Source organism: Imperialibacter sp. EC-SDR9, assembly GCF_902498805.1.
Classification (GTDB): Bacteria; Bacteroidota; Bacteroidia; order Cytophagales; family Cyclobacteriaceae; genus Imperialibacter.
This window is the reverse complement of record NZ_LR701609.1, coordinates 41,197-56,209: the sequence shown is the minus strand read 5'-3', so window position 1 is coordinate 56,209 and position 15,013 is coordinate 41,197. Positions and strand designations below refer to the sequence as shown.

17 protein-coding genes are annotated in these 15,013 nt (G+C 47.3%); 9 read left to right on the top strand and 8 right to left on the bottom strand.

Features of this window, described 5'->3' with window-relative positions:
• Window positions 1–175 precede the first annotated feature (175 nt).
• Window positions 176–1,306 carry a site-specific tyrosine recombinase/integron integrase gene (gene xerA / locus GC130_RS23660; protein ID WP_152000845.1) on the bottom strand — a complete coding sequence of 377 codons (1,131 nt, stop codon included), beginning with the start codon at window positions 1,304–1,306 and terminating at the stop codon, window positions 176–178.
• An 84-nt stretch (window positions 1,307–1,390) separates the two neighbouring features.
• On the opposite strand from xerA, the gene GC130_RS23655 reads away from it, so the two are divergent.
• Window positions 1,391–1,777 carry a hypothetical protein gene (locus GC130_RS23655; protein WP_152000844.1) on the top strand — a complete coding sequence of 129 codons (387 nt, stop codon included), beginning with the start codon at window positions 1,391–1,393 and terminating at the stop codon, window positions 1,775–1,777.
• A 76-nt stretch (window positions 1,778–1,853) separates the two neighbouring features.
• Here GC130_RS23655 and GC130_RS28725 read toward each other — a convergent pair whose 3' ends face one another.
• Window positions 1,854–2,024 carry a hypothetical protein gene (locus GC130_RS28725; RefSeq protein WP_193217975.1) on the bottom strand — a complete coding sequence of 57 codons (171 nt, stop codon included), beginning with the start codon at window positions 2,022–2,024 and terminating at the stop codon, window positions 1,854–1,856.
• A gap of 161 nt (window positions 2,025–2,185) precedes the next feature.
• Here GC130_RS28725 and GC130_RS23650 point away from each other — a divergent pair, with 161 nt between their 5' ends.
• Window positions 2,186–3,040 (top strand): alpha/beta fold hydrolase, encoded by an 855-nt coding sequence (locus GC130_RS23650; protein ID WP_193217974.1) that lies wholly within the window; start codon window positions 2,186–2,188, stop codon window positions 3,038–3,040.
• Here GC130_RS23650 and GC130_RS23645 read toward each other — a convergent pair.
• Window positions 3,037–3,651 carry an HAD family hydrolase gene (locus GC130_RS23645; protein WP_152000842.1) on the bottom strand — a complete coding sequence of 205 codons (615 nt, stop codon included), beginning with the start codon at window positions 3,649–3,651 and terminating at the stop codon, window positions 3,037–3,039. The two genes, GC130_RS23650 and GC130_RS23645, sit on opposite strands and share 4 nt — an antisense overlap.
• A gap of 248 nt (window positions 3,652–3,899) precedes the next feature.
• Between GC130_RS23645 and GC130_RS23640 the strand changes: the two genes are divergently transcribed.
• Window positions 3,900–4,892, top strand: coding sequence for a phosphotransferase (locus tag GC130_RS23640; RefSeq protein ID WP_152000841.1), 993 nt, complete (start codon window positions 3,900–3,902; stop codon window positions 4,890–4,892).
• Window positions 4,885–6,210 carry an ADP-ribosylglycohydrolase family protein gene (locus GC130_RS23635; RefSeq protein ID WP_152000840.1) on the top strand — a complete coding sequence of 442 codons (1,326 nt, stop codon included), beginning with the start codon at window positions 4,885–4,887 and terminating at the stop codon, window positions 6,208–6,210. Before GC130_RS23640 ends, GC130_RS23635 begins: the two co-directional genes overlap by 8 nt.
• 2 nt (window positions 6,211–6,212) lie before the next feature.
• On the opposite strand, the gene GC130_RS23630 is transcribed toward GC130_RS23635, so the two are convergent.
• The 3 genes from GC130_RS23630 to GC130_RS23620 form a co-directional block, all read right to left on the bottom strand.
• The gene (locus GC130_RS23630) at window positions 6,213–6,494 is read right to left on the bottom strand and encodes a DUF2442 domain-containing protein (protein ID WP_152000839.1); all 282 of its coding nucleotides are present in this window, start codon (window positions 6,492–6,494) and stop codon (window positions 6,213–6,215) included.
• Window positions 6,491–6,796, bottom strand: a complete 306-nt coding sequence (locus GC130_RS23625; RefSeq protein ID WP_152000838.1) for a DUF4160 domain-containing protein — start codon at window positions 6,794–6,796, stop codon at window positions 6,491–6,493. The genes GC130_RS23630 and GC130_RS23625 overlap by 4 nt, the downstream gene beginning before the upstream one ends.
• 106 nt (window positions 6,797–6,902) lie before the next feature.
• Entirely contained in the window at window positions 6,903–7,385 is a 483-nt protein-coding gene (locus GC130_RS23620) for a hypothetical protein (protein WP_152000837.1), read from the bottom strand.
• A gap of 67 nt (window positions 7,386–7,452) precedes the next feature.
• Here GC130_RS23620 and GC130_RS23615 point away from each other — a divergent pair, with 67 nt between their 5' ends.
• Both GC130_RS23615 and GC130_RS23610 read left to right on the top strand, forming a co-directional pair.
• Window positions 7,453–9,111 (top strand): VRR-NUC domain-containing protein, encoded by a 1,659-nt coding sequence (locus tag GC130_RS23615; protein WP_152000836.1) that lies wholly within the window; start codon window positions 7,453–7,455, stop codon window positions 9,109–9,111.
• Between the two features lie 70 nt (window positions 9,112–9,181).
• On the top strand, window positions 9,182–10,465 hold the full coding sequence (locus tag GC130_RS23610; RefSeq protein ID WP_152000835.1) for a glycosyltransferase family 4 protein: 1,284 nt from the start codon (window positions 9,182–9,184) through the stop codon (window positions 10,463–10,465).
• Window positions 10,466–10,499: 34 nt separating this feature from the next.
• Here GC130_RS23610 and GC130_RS23605 read toward each other — a convergent pair whose 3' ends face one another.
• Complete coding sequence (locus GC130_RS23605; RefSeq protein WP_152000834.1) at window positions 10,500–10,976, bottom strand: DUF962 domain-containing protein; 477 nt, start codon at window positions 10,974–10,976, stop codon at window positions 10,500–10,502.
• Between the two features lie 123 nt (window positions 10,977–11,099).
• Here GC130_RS23605 and GC130_RS23600 point away from each other — a divergent pair, with 123 nt between their 5' ends.
• The 3 genes from GC130_RS23600 to GC130_RS23590 all read left to right on the top strand — a co-directional run bounded on the left by GC130_RS23600 (window position 11,100) and on the right by GC130_RS23590 (window position 14,405).
• Window positions 11,100–12,239, top strand: a complete 1,140-nt coding sequence (locus GC130_RS23600) for an FAD-binding oxidoreductase (protein WP_152000833.1) — start codon at window positions 11,100–11,102, stop codon at window positions 12,237–12,239.
• A gap of 124 nt (window positions 12,240–12,363) precedes the next feature.
• Window positions 12,364–13,818, top strand: coding sequence for a Na+/H+ antiporter NhaC (nhaC, locus tag GC130_RS23595; protein WP_152000832.1), 1,455 nt, complete (start codon window positions 12,364–12,366; stop codon window positions 13,816–13,818).
• On the top strand, window positions 13,818–14,405 hold the full coding sequence (locus GC130_RS23590) for a 3'-5' exonuclease (protein ID WP_152000831.1): 588 nt from the start codon (window positions 13,818–13,820) through the stop codon (window positions 14,403–14,405). Before nhaC ends, GC130_RS23590 begins: the two co-directional genes overlap by 1 nt.
• 2 nt (window positions 14,406–14,407) lie before the next feature.
• Here GC130_RS23590 and GC130_RS23585 read toward each other — a convergent pair whose 3' ends face one another.
• A complete protein-coding gene (locus tag GC130_RS23585; RefSeq protein WP_152000830.1) occupies window positions 14,408–15,013 on the bottom strand; it encodes a YigZ family protein in 606 nt (201 codons plus the stop codon).

Here is a 15,013-nt window from a genome sequence, read left to right as displayed (position 1 = left end):
CGGAAGGTCAACTCACGAACGAACCGCTGGCTTAGCTTTTCTTTTTTTTCATAACATTTGAAGTTTGATGATTCACTTCAAGATACGGATTTCGAAAAGCTACCTCCGTAAGGAGGTTTCGTTCAACACTTGGGTAACACGCACTAGTGCGTGTTATACCCATTATATTTTTTAGTTAATCTAGAGGATTTTTTATTGAAGAAAAAGCATTGACCGCCACATGGGTATAAATTTCTGTGGTTCGAAGCGAATTGTGTCCTAATAATATTTGAATATTTCTCAAATCGGTGCCGTTCTCCAGCAAGTGAGTGGCGAAACTGTGCCGCAACATGTGAGGTGTTATTCTTTTCATTACCTTAGCTTTCACTGCGGCACGCTGCAAAATGTGCTCAATACTTCGGCCATTGTATTTTCCACCTCCAGCACCCTCAAATAGGTAATTTTTAGGGCGCCACTTCACAAAATACTTTCTTAAGTCGTCTAGCACTGTCTGAGATAGTAACGTTAACCTGTCCTTATTTCCCTTCGCTCCTTCTACCCTTATCGTCATCCTGCCACTATCAATATCGCTGATCTTCAGGTTGATAAGCTCGCTTCTCCTTAATCCTGCTGAATACAAAAGTTCCACAATACACCGATGTTTGATATTTCCTGTGTTCGCTATGATGGCTTTCACCTCCTCTTTAGCCAGGACTTTTGGTAGTTTGTGCTCCTTGATTGGCCTTTCTATTTGATAATATCGACTGGGCATGTCCAGCACAATTTCATAATAGAATTTGATAGCATTCACCGCCTGATTTACTGCTGAGCCAGAGGCTTTGTTTTTGACCATTTCCTCCAAAAATGCCCTTATATGGGTTTCACATAGAGAATTTAACTGTTCGCTTTTGTAGTGATTAATGAATTTCTCAAAATAGTAAACGTAAGTACGTATGGTATTGGAAGAATACCTTTTGATAGAGAGCCTCTGAAGATATTCAGCAGGGCAAACCTTATAGCCGTCAGATACTTTCCTTTTTTCTACCCAGGAAATATCCCCATGTTCGTCGCTATGTATGTTAACAGGCCTGTCTTTAAAGAAATACTGACAATTTACCCACGCTACTCCCTTGAACTTATTGAATATCGCTGTAAGGTTTTGGGGAGTGTTTTTTACGTATACCATGCTGTGTTCGTGACTCCATTTGGGATCAGGCAATTCCTTGACAAGGGCATGGATAACCTTGTGAGCAAAGAATTGAAGACCAATACACTTGGTATTATCGATAATCAAATGCCTCAAAGTAATGTTTTGTAGCTTTTCCATGGGGGAGCAATAACGAGAGAAAGAAAAAATATATCGGTATATTATGCGTATATTAGTCGCATACTACACGTATAATATACTGATATGAGGACATGCCCGGTGTGCAGAGGCGCTGTAAAAGGCCGGGTCGACAAAATATACTGCTCTGTGCAGTGTAAATCTGTCGACCAGTATGAAAAAAAACTGAAAAGCGAGAAGTTTTACTTTCAGGTCGACAAACAGCTTAAAATCAATCGCAAGATTCTTAAAAAATACAACGTCAGCGGCCTTACCACCATTCGGCGGGAGACACTCCACAACGAAGGCTTCAACCCACACCTTTTTACCCACTTCTGGAAAAACCCAAACGGCGACACATACCTCTTTTGCTACGATTTCGGATTTTTGGGCATCACCCACAACAACAAGCAAAAATACCTCCTCGTCACCTGGCAGGAATATATGGGTGAAAAACTCGCACTCAATACCTGAAGTTGCCTTTAAACATCCGTTAATTGACTGCTCAAAGCAGCAGTAACGATATACCCAAATCTACGGCGGTGAATGGTTATCGCTTCTCTGCATGCTTTACGCCGGCCCGCTTGAGGGCATCGGCGTCGGCCTTTTCAAACTTTAGCCGCTCCACGCCCGATTTGATGTCGGGGCTAAAGCGGAGGTGTACCGTGGGTTTTTCAATATTGCGAAGTGGTGGGCAGTATGGGTGAGTGGTGCGCAGCAAGTAGGGTTTTGATGGGCTGCGGGGGAATCAGTGGAGTAGAGCGGCGAAATGCACGTCTCTTATGTTAATATACGAAAATCGGGCCAGATGGGTTTAGAAAGAGCAGTATCTTACCGTATCAGCGGAATGATACTATCTTTATGTATACTTTTTTAACCTATATGAACACTACCCCTCACCAGCTAACTGCCTCCGATGGTTACCAACTATCGGCTCAGCTATTCAAAGCATCGACTCCTTCTAAGGCCTTGGTGGTCATCGCCTCGGCCACCGGCGTGCCCAAGCCTTATTACAGCAAGTACGCCGCCTACCTGGCAGAAACAGGGCTGTTCAATGTGCTGACCTTCGACTATCGGGGTATTGGCGAATCACTGCAGGGGCCCATCAAAGGCTTTGATGCCAAAATGAGCGACTGGGGCCGACTCGACCTGCAGGCGGCGCTGGCCTGGGGATTCGATAATTATGAAAAGGTATTTGTGATCGGCCACAGCGTGGCGGGCCAGGTACTTCCGTTGGCGGAATTGAGCCCCCGAATAACTGCTGTCTGGTTTGTTGGATCCCAATGTGCGGCCAACCATTTGTGGGATGGCGTTTACAGATTTCTTGTTGATTTTTTCTGGAAAGTCTCCCTTCCGCTTAGCTCCAACGCTCTGGGTTATATGCCGGGCATTGTGGTGGGTGGAGGCCCACCACTACCAAAGGACGCAGCCCTCGAATGGAGGAGCTGGGGTTTGCATCCGCAGGGTATCTGGAAGGACGATAAGGCCGTGAAGGAAAAGTTCGAAGCTCTCACCATACCCATTCATTTTGTTAGTGTGCACGACGACCACATGATGGCACCCCCACGAGCCGTTAAGTTTTTGCAAACGCAGTACTCGAACGCCGAAACAACCCACCAGCAATTGAAGCCATCAGATTTCGGCTTGAAGGAGATCGGTCATTTTGGGTTTTTCCGAAGCAGGTTCAAAGACAAGCTTTGGCACCTGCCTGTCGACTTTTTTGAGCCCTATCTCTAGCTGAGCACGCCTAGCTTTTGCAGGTCTTCCCGAAGCTGAGCCGAGCTTTTGAAGTGGATGCCCGTTACTCCGAGCTGCTTTGAGGCTTCCACGTTATCATGGTTGTCGTCAATGAAAATGGCCGTCTCCGGATTCACCCTATAGCGATCAAAAACGATCTGGTAAATGTCGTGGTAAGGCTTCCTTGTTTTCTCCACGCCACTCACTACCACGCCTTCAAACCAATGCAAAAAAGGAAACGTGTCGAGCGCATAGGGCCAGCTTTCTGCCGACCAGTTAGTAAGGGCGTAGAGTCTGTGATCCGTTTTGTTTTTGAGGTGATCTAATATCTCCACCGTTTCCTGAATGGCACCGTTGAAGCTTTCCGTAAACCTGCCGTAGTAAGCCCTGATGGGCTCCTCCCACTCAGGATGTTTGGCTTCAAGCAGTTCTGTGGCGTCGGCAAAAGAGCGGCCGCCATCCTGTTCGATGTTCCAGGCACTGGTGCAAATATTGTCAAGAAACCAGGTGATCTCCTCTTCAGTTTTAAAAATCTTGCGGTACAGGTAACGGGGATTCCAGTCGATGAGTACGCCGCCCAGGTCAAAAATAATGGTGTCGATTTGTGGCATTGGAAAAGTTAAATATGATTTTGTGCGGCTAAGTTAAGCCTACTTTGATACATTCAAAAAACCTGAAGCATCGTACTCCGGCGGTTGACGGCTTGCAGCGCTCAACCCACTGCTGCCGTACCGACGCCTGCAATTTTGGTTTGCTTGCCGACCATTTGAATAGAAAGTGACTTTTAATACAGCAACTTTTGTTTCAAATAGTCATTTTGCGATTGTAAGCGTTATTTAATCAAAACCGTAAGCGTCAGATGGAATTATCCCTGGATATTTCGAGAAGTGCCATGCTACAGTACTTGCAGGATAGAAACTGGGTGGAACCCTACGAGGAGGTGCTCAGACTGGAAAAGCCCGGCGAAGGCAATATGAATGTGGTGGTAAGGGTAGTGGGAGACACCAGAAATCTTATTCTAAAGCAGTCCAGAGCTTTTGTTAACAAGTACCCGCAAATTGCCGCACCCATAGAAAGAATAGGCGTAGAGCGCCGGTTTTATGCCCTGGCGGCTTCACTGCCGGAGCTGAGGAAATACCTGCCCTGGGTAGTCGGCTTCGATGCTAAAAATCATTTGATGGTGTTGGAGGATCTTGGAAAAGGCGCTGATTACACATTTGTTTATAAGAAAGACGAACAGATGACAGCCGAAGAATTGACGGCCGCAGTGGATTTTCTAAAGATGCTGCATGGGCAAAAATTCGATGCTGAAACCATGAGCACATTCCCCGACAACCTGGCCCTTCGAAAGCTCAACCACGAGCACCTGTTTGTTTATCCTTATATGGAAGACAATGGCTTTGATCTTGATACAATACAGCCGGGTCTTCAGGCATTGGCAATGACCTATAAGAAGGACTCGGCCTTAAAGCAAAAAGTGTCGGCGCTTGGCGAGGTTTACCTGTCGGCTGGCAGCACCTTGCTGCACGGCGACTACTACCCGGGCAGCTGGCTCCGGGTCAATGCCCGCTTTAAGGTCATCGATCCGGAGTTTTGTTTCTTTGGCCCTGCTGAGTACGATCTGGGCGTGATGCTGGCACATCTGCGCATGGCGCAGCAGCCGGAAGCCGATATAGAGAAGGTGGTAGCACAATACGGCGGCAACGTGAATGCCGGCCTGGCCGGACAAATTGAAGGAATGGAGGTGCTGAGGAGAATCATTGGCCTGGCCCAACTTCCCCTCGATTTGTCGTTGGAAGAAAAAGAAGAGCTGCTAAAGCTGGCCGCTAAAAAGATAACATCAAATGCTTAAGATAAAACGTATAGCCTCCACTGCCTCGTTGGCCGTGATGATCGGGTTTCTGGCATGCCAGCAGAAAACGGAAAAGAAGGAACCCGCCTTCCCGTCACCGGCTGCACCTTCTGGTCAGGTCTCGGCCGACTGGCCAAAAGGTCTGACAAAGGAGCAGTATTACAACAAAGTGCTGGGCATGCTGGTAGGCTCGGCTATTGGCGACGCCATGGGGGCCCCAACAGAAATGTGGCACCGCAGCGGTATTCAGGCTCAGTTCGGTTTTGTCGACAGCCTTGATGCGGTAACCCGGGAGGGTTCACCAGAGGGGCCATGGGAAGATAACCTGGCTGCCGGTGGAACCACCGACGACACTCGCTGGAAATTGCTGATGGGGAACTACCTGATTGCACAAGAAGGCAACGATTCGCTGGATGCAAAGGCTTTTGCCAATCACATCATCAACCTGTACAAAGCAGAAATGCAACAGGTGAAAGAAATAGATGCCTTTGGGCCCGAAGCCATGGAACGCCAGCTGATGCACATGACCTGGCTACAGGAGTGGGCCAAGGTAGCCAAGCCATTTGCTGACGACGACTTGCAGGCCTATAGTTATGCTGTGAACAGGTTTTATGGGGGAGAAATGGCTTGTGCAGGCATGCTCTATTCGCCATCTATCGGTGGGTTTTATCCCGGGCAGCCTCAGAGAGCATATACAGAATCTTACAGGTTGGGTTTCTTTGATCATGGCTATGCTCGTGATATTACCGGGCTTACTGCAGCCTATGTGGCCAAAGCCATGGAGCCGGGTGTAAAACCGGAGCAAATCGCCTTGATAACCAGGGAGGTTGATCCACTGAGGTATTTCAACAGCCGACTGATAGGCCGCCTGGCCTATGCCAGCTACACCGCTTCACGAGAGATTACCCACACAGCCAAAGGCATGACGGAAAAAGATGTTGACCAGGCATTGAGAGTGCCCAAAAACTTTAAAGGAACTCGGCTGGAATATGCACAGCTATCAAAAGCTTATGAGCTGATGGACGCCAGGCTTCAGGACATTCCTTTTCATGCCGGAGAAATCCACTTCATCAACTTGGTGGCACTGGAGTATTCAGAAGGTGACTTCCAAAAGGCGATGGAGTTTGTGGTCAACTACGGCCGTGACAACGATACAGTAGCGGCGATCACGGGAGCGATTCTTGGGGCTTATTGGGGATACGACGGCTTGCCCAAAGGCTTGAAGGAAAAGTCATTAAAAGCAACGAAGGAGCTAGTGGGGATTGACCTGGAGGATTTGGCAAGAAGAACGACTGAAGCGGCTTACAGGGGGGACTAGTTTCAGCTAATTTTGCCAGTATACAAATCCCAAACCGGAAAAATCAAATCGTAATCCATCCAGTTAAGATTACCGTCAACTATCTCAAACTTCGTAAACAAATCCTTATTGAGATACCTTTTAACAGCGGGATGTTTGCTTTTGGTTAGAAATTCTTTGAAATCGACCACTTGAGTAGTGCGGTCGCTAAAATGAATCCGAATGGTGTAGTCATTCACATACTCCGCCATCGAAACGCTCACAATAGCCTGGCTGCTTTCTTTCGTATCGTCAGTGATAATCATGACAGCTTTGTTGTAATCTTCTCAAAACTAACATTTTTATGATACACAAAAAAGTCAACCCACTTTTCGACTATTTTCTCGGAGTAGTTCGATAGGAACAATTTGAAGTCTCTTAAATCACCACTTTTAAGACTTTTTCTGCCTTTGACTGCCGACAATTTTATCTCTGTGATTTCTCCATTCAAAAGGAAGAACTCGGCTTTGGTTTCATATTCACCTTTTTGAGCATGAACGTGTATTGGATCATGTTCATTTGAATAGAAAAAGATAATTATCCCAAAATACTCAAATATTTTTGGCACTTAATATTCGTTAACTAGTTTCAAACAATGAGGTGGGTTGACTAATTCTTGATGAAGTTACTGAATATGAGTGATGAGTAAAAGTTTTTAAAGTTGATGTTAGCACTCAAAAACTAGCCGACATCACACTATCAGTGCCGATTCTCAGGCTGCTCAGCCCGAAAGAATGGATGGTCATGCCGTCGTCTTCCGATTCTTTGAAAGTTAGCCATTTTGAGGTGCCAGCCAGCTGTGGTGCATCTGAAGGGATGTAGATGTCGAGCGTGACGCTTTCCCAGCGACTGAAAAGAAAGTTTTTCCAATGCTTGGCTTCAGGGTCGTCCAGTTTGATGTAGAGGGTTCCTTCCTCCGAGGAAAGGTTGAGCTTGTCGAGCAGGGCATTGTCGCCGATGATTTTGCCCTGGCCAACTCGTTGCGTATGTACCCTCACCTGGCAGGGAATATCAATAATCAACTCGGTAAAGGCAGGCAGCGGTCGCTCGAGAACCTTCTCACTATCGCTGACCATCAGATGGTTGCGCTCCACCACTATGCAATACAGGATTGCAAGTGTAAAAAGTAAATAGGCCGCTAACTCTCTTCTTTTCAAAATGAATTGATTTTGCTTATTAGATGTCTAATTTGGTGTCAGGGTTGCATCTTCGGAAAGAAAAATAATGGGAACGCCTCCAATTCGCCTTCACGATACCTACTACCACGACAACTTCCTCTATGTGCTGGCTCATGTAGAAAGACTATACGCTTCATTTTTAACTCCTTTTGAAACTGGCTTCCTTTCCGACTTTCGTGCCTTAAGCATCAGTGCTCAGTGCCTTTACATCCGGATGGCCAACCGCAAAGGTCGATTTTTTCGGCCAGCTAAACTTATTTATCCTGAGATAAAGGATACCGCCACTGCCTGGCAAGAGTTACACAAGAATGGGTTTATTTCTTCGCCCATTGTCAACGACGAATGGGATGCACTGGACTTGGTGAGGCTTTTCACAGTGGGCGAACTGAAAGAGGTGCTGAAAAGCGTGGGCGTCGAGGCCAAACAGGCAAAGAGAGAAGAGCTGATATTGCTGCTGTTTGAAACGTTTACATTGCCCAAAATGAGGGACAGGCTGCTTGCCCTGGAAGAAGTGGTGGAGATGGCAAAGCTGGAACAATTGGAGATGATCAGGCTTTTCTTCTTCGGGCATCCGTGGGGTGACATGTCGCAGTTCGTGATCAGGGACATTGGCAATGCTAAGTTTGAAACGTACGACGAAGAGCTGTTCAAGCCGCAATTCAGGAGCTACGACGAGGTGAGCCAGCTGTTCGATTTGCACCAGCAATACCGGTCGCTAAAAAGAGCTATGCTAGTGGAGGATGAAGCTTTAATTGATGAAGCTGTAGGTGCGCTGACCTATGTGCCTGAAAATCTGTCGCCGGTGGCGGAATCCATTGTAAAGAAATTCATCATGCGCACCGGCAAGTGGTATGAGCAAAATAAGTTGTTGGAAAGAGCCGCCATCACTTATTCGAGGCATTCGTTGCCGGAGTCGAGGGAGCGGCTGGTGCGGGTGCTCATAAGCCTCGGAAAAAAGGACGACGCAAAGGAAGTGCTGCAACGAATTGCAGCCGAGCCGGAAACGCACTCTGAGTGGCTTTTTGCCAGCGATCAACTGGTGAAGCTTTCCGGTAAAAAACAAGTACTCACCACCACAAAGGTAATGAAGGAGGCGCCGGAGCTGATTGTGCCAAAGCCCGATGGAAGCCTGAACATCGAAGAGCATGTTTTGATTACGCTGCGGGAGCAAGGCTTTGAAGGCGCCCACACCGAGAACTATATCTGGCGCAGTCTGTTTGGCCTGGTCTTTTGGGAAGAACTCTACAGCCAGGAACGGGCGCTCATTCACCAGCCTTTGCAGCGTGTGCCGGTTGACTTGCAGGATCGTCGTTATTTAAAAAGTCGTTACCAGGCCTTCGAGCATTTTTTGTCTGTTTTTGAGAGTAAACAACAGTTACAGGAAAAAGTCTACGTGACCATGCAGGCCAAGGAGAGTATTGTCAACCCCTGGGTCGGCTGGCATCCTGATTTGGCAGCCCACATGGAGGCGCTATTTCGGCACTTAAGCCTTGAGCAACTGAAGGAAATCTCGTTGGAAATGGCCCGCAATCCGCTGGAAAATGGCACTGGCCTGCCCGATCTGTTTGTGTGGAATAGTGATGACTATCACTTTTGGGAGGTGAAATCACCCACCGACCATCTATCGGCTCATCAGGTTTTTTGGATCAACTTTATGAAGGAGCATGGCGTGAAGGTAGAGGTGTTGAGAATCGTCTATAATTAATTCCTTTTTTACAGAACTTATCTACCACACTGATCCTTTCTTTTTTATATTGAAGCATAAATCCATTTGAATGAAGGTACTCATGCTTGGGTGGGAATACCCGCCCGAAATTTCCGGAGGATTAGGTGTTGCGTGTCATGGCTTGACCCTGGGGCTGAGTGAGCAGAACGTGTCGGTGGATTTTATACTTCCGAAGGTTACAGCGAAGAAATCGTGGAACAAAGTCTCGCTCAGGGAGGCTGAGGAAGTGGAATGGAAAAAGGTGTTGTCGGAAGAGCGGGAATGGTGGGAAGATGTGAAAGTGCTGGAAATAGGCTCCTATCTCTTGCCCTACTTGTCGGAAGAGCAGTTTGTTAAACAGCACGTCGTTCAAAAGCAAACAAAAGAAAAAACGGTATTAAAAGAAAAGCTTGAACCGCTTCGCAAGAAACTGAGAGGTGGCTACGGCCCTGATCTGTTCAATGAGGTGGTTAAGTATGCCATTATAGTTGGAGAGGAAGCCACAAAGTCAGATGCCGACGTTATCCATGCGCACGACTGGATGACATTCGAGGCAGGAGTAATGGCAAAGTCGGCTAGCGGCAAACCGCTGGTGGTGCACTGTCATAGCACCGAATTTGATAGAATGGGCGTGCATGTGAATCAGTACATCTACGATATCGAGCGCAAAGGATTCGAGGCAGCCGATGCGGTGATCACTGTTAGTCATCAAACGAAAGAGCTTATCCATCTTCACTATGGGATCAAGCTGTCCAAAATTCATGTCGTTCACAACGGTTATTTTCCTGTGGCAGCTGCGAAGCCCCACAAGAGAAATACTTTTAATGTTTCGTTTCTGGGGAGAATGGTTGGGCAAAAGGGACCGGAACATTTTGTGGATGTAGCCAGAGAGCTCCTTCGAATGGACGATGCTTACAGGTTTACCATGGCTGGCAGTGGCCATATGCTCGACGAGCTGAAAGAGAAGGTTTACAAAATGAATTTGTCTCACTATTTCAATTTCCCGGGTTTTCTGAACCAAAAGAAGTTGCCTCAGTTTTTTGCAGACACTGACGTTTTTCTGCTAACATCTAACTCCGACCCGTTTGGTATTGTGGCGCTGGAAGCCGTGAGCGCAGGCGTGCCGGCTGTTTTGTCTGCCAAAGCGGGCGTTACCGAAGTGCTCACCCATGCAGCGAAGTTTGACCCATGGGATACATTCTCCATCAAGAACTTCATCAGTGAGTTGAAGAGCGACCCAGCCAGGCTCAAAGCCTACACCAAAGCCCAGGAAAGCGACCTTAAAAAGGCTTCATGGCAAAGGATGGGTGAAGAGGTGGTAAGTCTTTACAAGAAACTCATTTCGCCTAAATAGGCATCTTCAAGAGCTTTTTTCCTAAAATCCCATCTCAATAAGGTATTCCCAGCTTCTTATAAATAAAGTGCATCAGCCAGGCTGGCCCGATAAGGAGGAACTGGAGGTCTTTGAAAAATGATGGCTTTTTCCCTTCCACCTTGTGTCCGTAGAACTGCCCGATCCACGCCACAACAAAGATGCCCAGCGAAATGGCCCACAGGGGCGTGGCAAAAGTTTGGCTCAGGTAATTGGCCGCCACACAACAAACAGCGGCCACTAGCAGCATGCCAAAGGAGAGGGGAATGGAAAGCGTGATGTAGTAGATCAGCGTGATTGCCAGCAGAAGAGTGGCCCAGTTCACGTAGGGATTGTCGCTGATAAAATTCTGCAAAAAGCCACTGGGGATAGACCAGATAAGCCCCACAATGCTAAAAAATATCAGTGGCACGCAAATCCAGTGAATGGCTTTATTGGTTCCGTTTTGGTGGCTTTCGCCATACTCCGAAAGAAGGGCGTCTATTTTTCTCATAATGATCATTAGGGTTATGTTCTTCTAAAATACATAATCCTTTTGATATTTTAAGCCCATTTATCAACAACAGGTGTCCGGCAATTGATTGATTCGTTAGCTTGCAGGCAAACAGAATACGCTATGTCATTAAGTTTTTGGGAAAGCCAATCGTTTCAAAACTGGGACTACATCGTCGTAGGCGGAGGTATTGTTGGGTTGAGTACTGCCATCAGTTTGCGGGAGAAAACGCCAGATGCCAGCATATTGCTTTTGGAACGTGGTCTGCTGCCATCAGGGGCTAGTACAAAGAATGCAGGTTTTGCCTGCTTTGGCAGCCTCACCGAGCTGGTGGAAGACATCAGGGTGCTGGGAGAGGAGGGCTGCCTGGCACTTGTGAAACGCAGGTGGGCCGGACTCCAGAAGCTCAGACAACGAGTGGGGGATGCCGGGCTGGGCTTTCAGCAAAATGGAGGCTATGAGTTGGTGTCGGAAGCTGAGGTAAAGTACCTGCCCGAAATCCCCAAAGTGAATGGGTTGCTGAAAAGCTTTTTCGGTATTGAAGTATTTCAGGAGGACGCACAGCTTGTTCAAAAATTCGGTTTCCACAAGTCGGTGGTGAAAACGGTCATTGTCAATCCCCTGGAGGGGCAGCTGCATACCGGCAACATGATGCGAAGCCTTTATCAAATCGCCGCAGCCAAAAAAATACACGTGCTTACTGGCTGCGAAGTAAAGCGGCACGAAGACCTGCAAAGCCATGTGGAGGTATCGGCTTTTTCATCTGCCACCAACACCGACATCACTTTCAAAGCCAAAAAACTGACTTTCTGCACGAACGCATTTGCCTCACAGTACTTCCCTGAGCTCGATATTAAGCCAGGCAGGGGGCTTGTTTTTGTGACCGAGCCAATGAAAAAGATTCCTTTTCGGGGTGCTTTTCATATGGATCAGGGCTTCTATTATTTCAGGAACGCTGGCGACCGGATTTTGCTGGGCGGCGGTAGGAACCTCGATTTTGATAAAGAAACTACCACCGACTTTGGCGTGAATGAGGTAATTTTGGCGGAGCTGAAACGACTGCTTGCTGAGGTGATTGTGCCGGGTTCTTCGTTGAAAATTGACCAGCAATGGTCTGGCATAATGGCGTTTGGGAAAACGAAGGAACCCATTGTAAAGAAGGTTTCGGATAACATAACCATTGGGGTGAGACTCGGTGGTATGGGCGTGGCTATTGGCACGCTGGTTGGCGAAGAGCTGGCGCAGTTGGCTGTTGATGAATAGTTGTACTTATCGAAGACAGAATCAAAACATTTCCGGTAAAATATTTATTGAAATGCAAAAGCAGGCCTCCCTTTTGATTTTTTACTATCTTCAAACCTTATTAAAATCGTTATAATCCGTTTTTATGCAAAAAACGAAAGAGCCAACCCTTTGGCACGCCTTTGTTCCCATCATTTTCCTTATTGTGCTGCTTTCTGTCAACGTTGTCATTTTTGGTGATGCCGCCCTGGATGGCTCCAACCAGATTGTATTGATTCTGGCAGCGGCTGTAGCAGCCATTGTGTCTTCGAGGCTGGGTATTTCCTGGGATGATATGATTGACGGCGTGGTGAAAAGTATCAGCTCTGCCATGTCTTCGATCTTGATTCTTTTGTTGATAGGGGCACTGGCAGGTACCTGGCTGCTAAGCGGTATTGTTCCTGCTATGATCTACTATGGCCTTCAAATTCTTAACCCCACCATCTTTTTGTTTGCCGCCTGCGTTGTTAGTGCTATAGTGTCTCTGGCAACGGGCAGTTCCTGGTCTACGATTGCTACCCTTGGTGTTGCTCTGCTCGGTATCGGGCAGGCACTCGGAATCTCCGAAGGGCTTGTAGCCGGGGCCATTATTTCAGGTGCTTATTTTGGCGATAAGATGTCACCTCTTTCTGATACAACTAACCTCGCCCCTGCGATGGCCGGTACTGATTTGTTTACACATATCAGGTACATGGTTTATACCACTGTTCCTTCGCTCACACTTACTTTGCTCATTTATATCGGAATTGGCGTATTCTCGTCATCCGACGGCACAGTAAATGATATTGCACCTATCCTGGCCTCGCTAAGTGATAAATTCGATATCAACGGATGGTTGTTCATAGTGCCCGTGGCTGTGATCTTTATGATTATCAGAAAAGTACCTGCTATTCCCGCCCTCCTGGCCGGTACCCTGCTGGGAGCTGTGTTTGCTTTCATTTTCCAGCCCAATATCATTTTGGAGGTGGCCGCCGTAGACGGGCCTCTTTGGAAACAAACATATGTGGGAGTGATGAAGGCGCTTTATACAGATATCAATGTGGTGACTGACAATGCGATGGTGAACGAATTGCTGTCAACTGGCGGCATGTCGGGCATGCTCAACACTATTTGGCTGATATTGTGCGCTATGGTGTTTGGAGGTATCATGGAAGCAGGTGGCTTGTTGAAAAAAATTGCTGCCGAGATTATTAAGCGGGTGAATTCTACCTGGTCGCTGATTACCTCAACATCCGCTACCTGCGTGTTTTTTAATATCACAGCTTCTGACCAGTACCTGGCCATTGTAGTGCCTGGAAGAATGTATGCGGATATTTACAGAGAAAGAGGACTGATGCCGGAAAACTTAAGCCGAACGCTGGAGGACAGCGGAACAGTGACGTCGGTGCTGGTGCCGTGGAATACCTGCGGAGCCACTCAGTCCAGCGTACTTGGTGTGAGCACCTTTATTTATGCACCGTATTGTTTTTTTAATATAATAAGCCCACTAATGACCATTGCTTTTGCTGTGTTTAATATCAAAATCAGAAGGTACAAGGAGCAGAAGGAGGCAGTAGCTTAATGACCTTTCCAAAGAAAATTACGAAAGAGGAAATACTGCAATTACCCGAGTTTCGATTTGAAGGTAAGGTGCATGTGATCTCGAATGAGGCAGACATTAAGGATGCCACCACTATACTAGCCAGAGAGAAGTTTTTAGGTTTCGACACCGAGACAAAGCCAGCGTTCAGAAAAGGCCAATATTTTCCGACAGCTCTGGTGCAGTTTGCTACTCAGGAAGAGGCCTTTCTCTTCAGAATCAACCACCTGGGGCCCCACTATCGAATCTATGACCTAATGGAGGACGTATCCATTACCAAAATAGGTGTGGCCTTGCGTGACGACCTGGTAGATTTGAACAAGATCAGACGCTTCGAACCCGATGGGTTTATTGACCTGAATGAGGTGGTGAAAGACCTTGAGTTTGAAAACATGGGTGCCAGAAATTTGACGGGCATGATTCTGGGCAAAAGAATTAACAAAGCCCAGCAGACCTCCAATTGGGAAAATGAAGAGCTCACCAAAGCGCAGATCCACTATGCGGCTACCGATGCCTGGGTGTGCCGGGAAATTTACCAGGTGCTGAACAGCAAGGGTTATTTGTATTAACGTTATGTGGCTTTGATGATGCGAACACTGGAAACTCCTGCCAGTGCAAGTTTCTCTTTGAGCGGTTCTCCAGTGCCAACCTCTATAAAGCCCCGAAGTGAGCACATTTCCTGAAATGTTTGCCCCTCTATTTCCAGGCCGAACTCTTTTGCAAGCCTCATCACATCGCTGGTCTGCTCGTAGGTGAAATCGATCAATACCTCGTCTTTGATGGTGGTTTCAATTACCTCAGCAGCATCCAGCGCCTCTTTTGCTGCTGTTTTGTAGGCTGCGATGAGCCCGGATACGCCCAGTTTTGTCCCACCAAAGTACCGAACCACCACCACAAGGGTGTTTGTCAGGTCTTTGGATCGGATTTGGCCAAGTATAGGGTCGCCTGCACTGTGGTTGGGTTCGCCGTCGTCATTGGCTCTGTATTTGTCACTTTTGTTGCCCAGGATGTAGGCGTAGCAGTGGTGCCGGGCATCATAGTATTGCTTTCTGAGCTCATCAAGCCGGTGCTTGATATCATCTTCCGTCCGCACTGGGAATGCAAATGCCAGAAACTTGCTGCCCTTTTCTTTGTAGAAACCTTCTGATGTGGCTTTAATGGATTGAAAAGAGGCCAC

Coding starts and splice junctions, on each gene's coding strand:
- xerA (WP_152000845.1), bottom strand. CDS start 1,306: ATGGAAAAGCTACAAAACATTACTTTGAGGCATTTGATTATCGATAAT.
- GC130_RS23655 (WP_152000844.1), top strand. CDS start 1,391: ATGAGGACATGCCCGGTGTGCAGAGGCGCTGTAAAAGGCCGGGTCGAC.
- GC130_RS23650 (WP_193217974.1), top strand. CDS start 2,186: ATGAACACTACCCCTCACCAGCTAACTGCCTCCGATGGTTACCAACTA.
- GC130_RS23645 (WP_152000842.1), bottom strand. CDS start 3,651: ATGCCACAAATCGACACCATTATTTTTGACCTGGGCGGCGTACTCATC.
- GC130_RS23640 (WP_152000841.1), top strand. CDS start 3,900: ATGGAATTATCCCTGGATATTTCGAGAAGTGCCATGCTACAGTACTTG.
- GC130_RS23635 (WP_152000840.1), top strand. CDS start 4,885: ATGCTTAAGATAAAACGTATAGCCTCCACTGCCTCGTTGGCCGTGATG.
- GC130_RS23630 (WP_152000839.1), bottom strand. CDS start 6,494: ATGATTATCACTGACGATACGAAAGAAAGCAGCCAGGCTATTGTGAGC.
- GC130_RS23615 (WP_152000836.1), top strand. CDS start 7,453: ATGGGAACGCCTCCAATTCGCCTTCACGATACCTACTACCACGACAAC.
- GC130_RS23610 (WP_152000835.1), top strand. CDS start 9,182: ATGAAGGTACTCATGCTTGGGTGGGAATACCCGCCCGAAATTTCCGGA.
- GC130_RS23605 (WP_152000834.1), bottom strand. CDS start 10,976: ATGAGAAAAATAGACGCCCTTCTTTCGGAGTATGGCGAAAGCCACCAA.
- GC130_RS23600 (WP_152000833.1), top strand. CDS start 11,100: ATGTCATTAAGTTTTTGGGAAAGCCAATCGTTTCAAAACTGGGACTAC.
- nhaC (WP_152000832.1), top strand. CDS start 12,364: ATGCAAAAAACGAAAGAGCCAACCCTTTGGCACGCCTTTGTTCCCATC.
- GC130_RS23590 (WP_152000831.1), top strand. CDS start 13,818: ATGACCTTTCCAAAGAAAATTACGAAAGAGGAAATACTGCAATTACCC.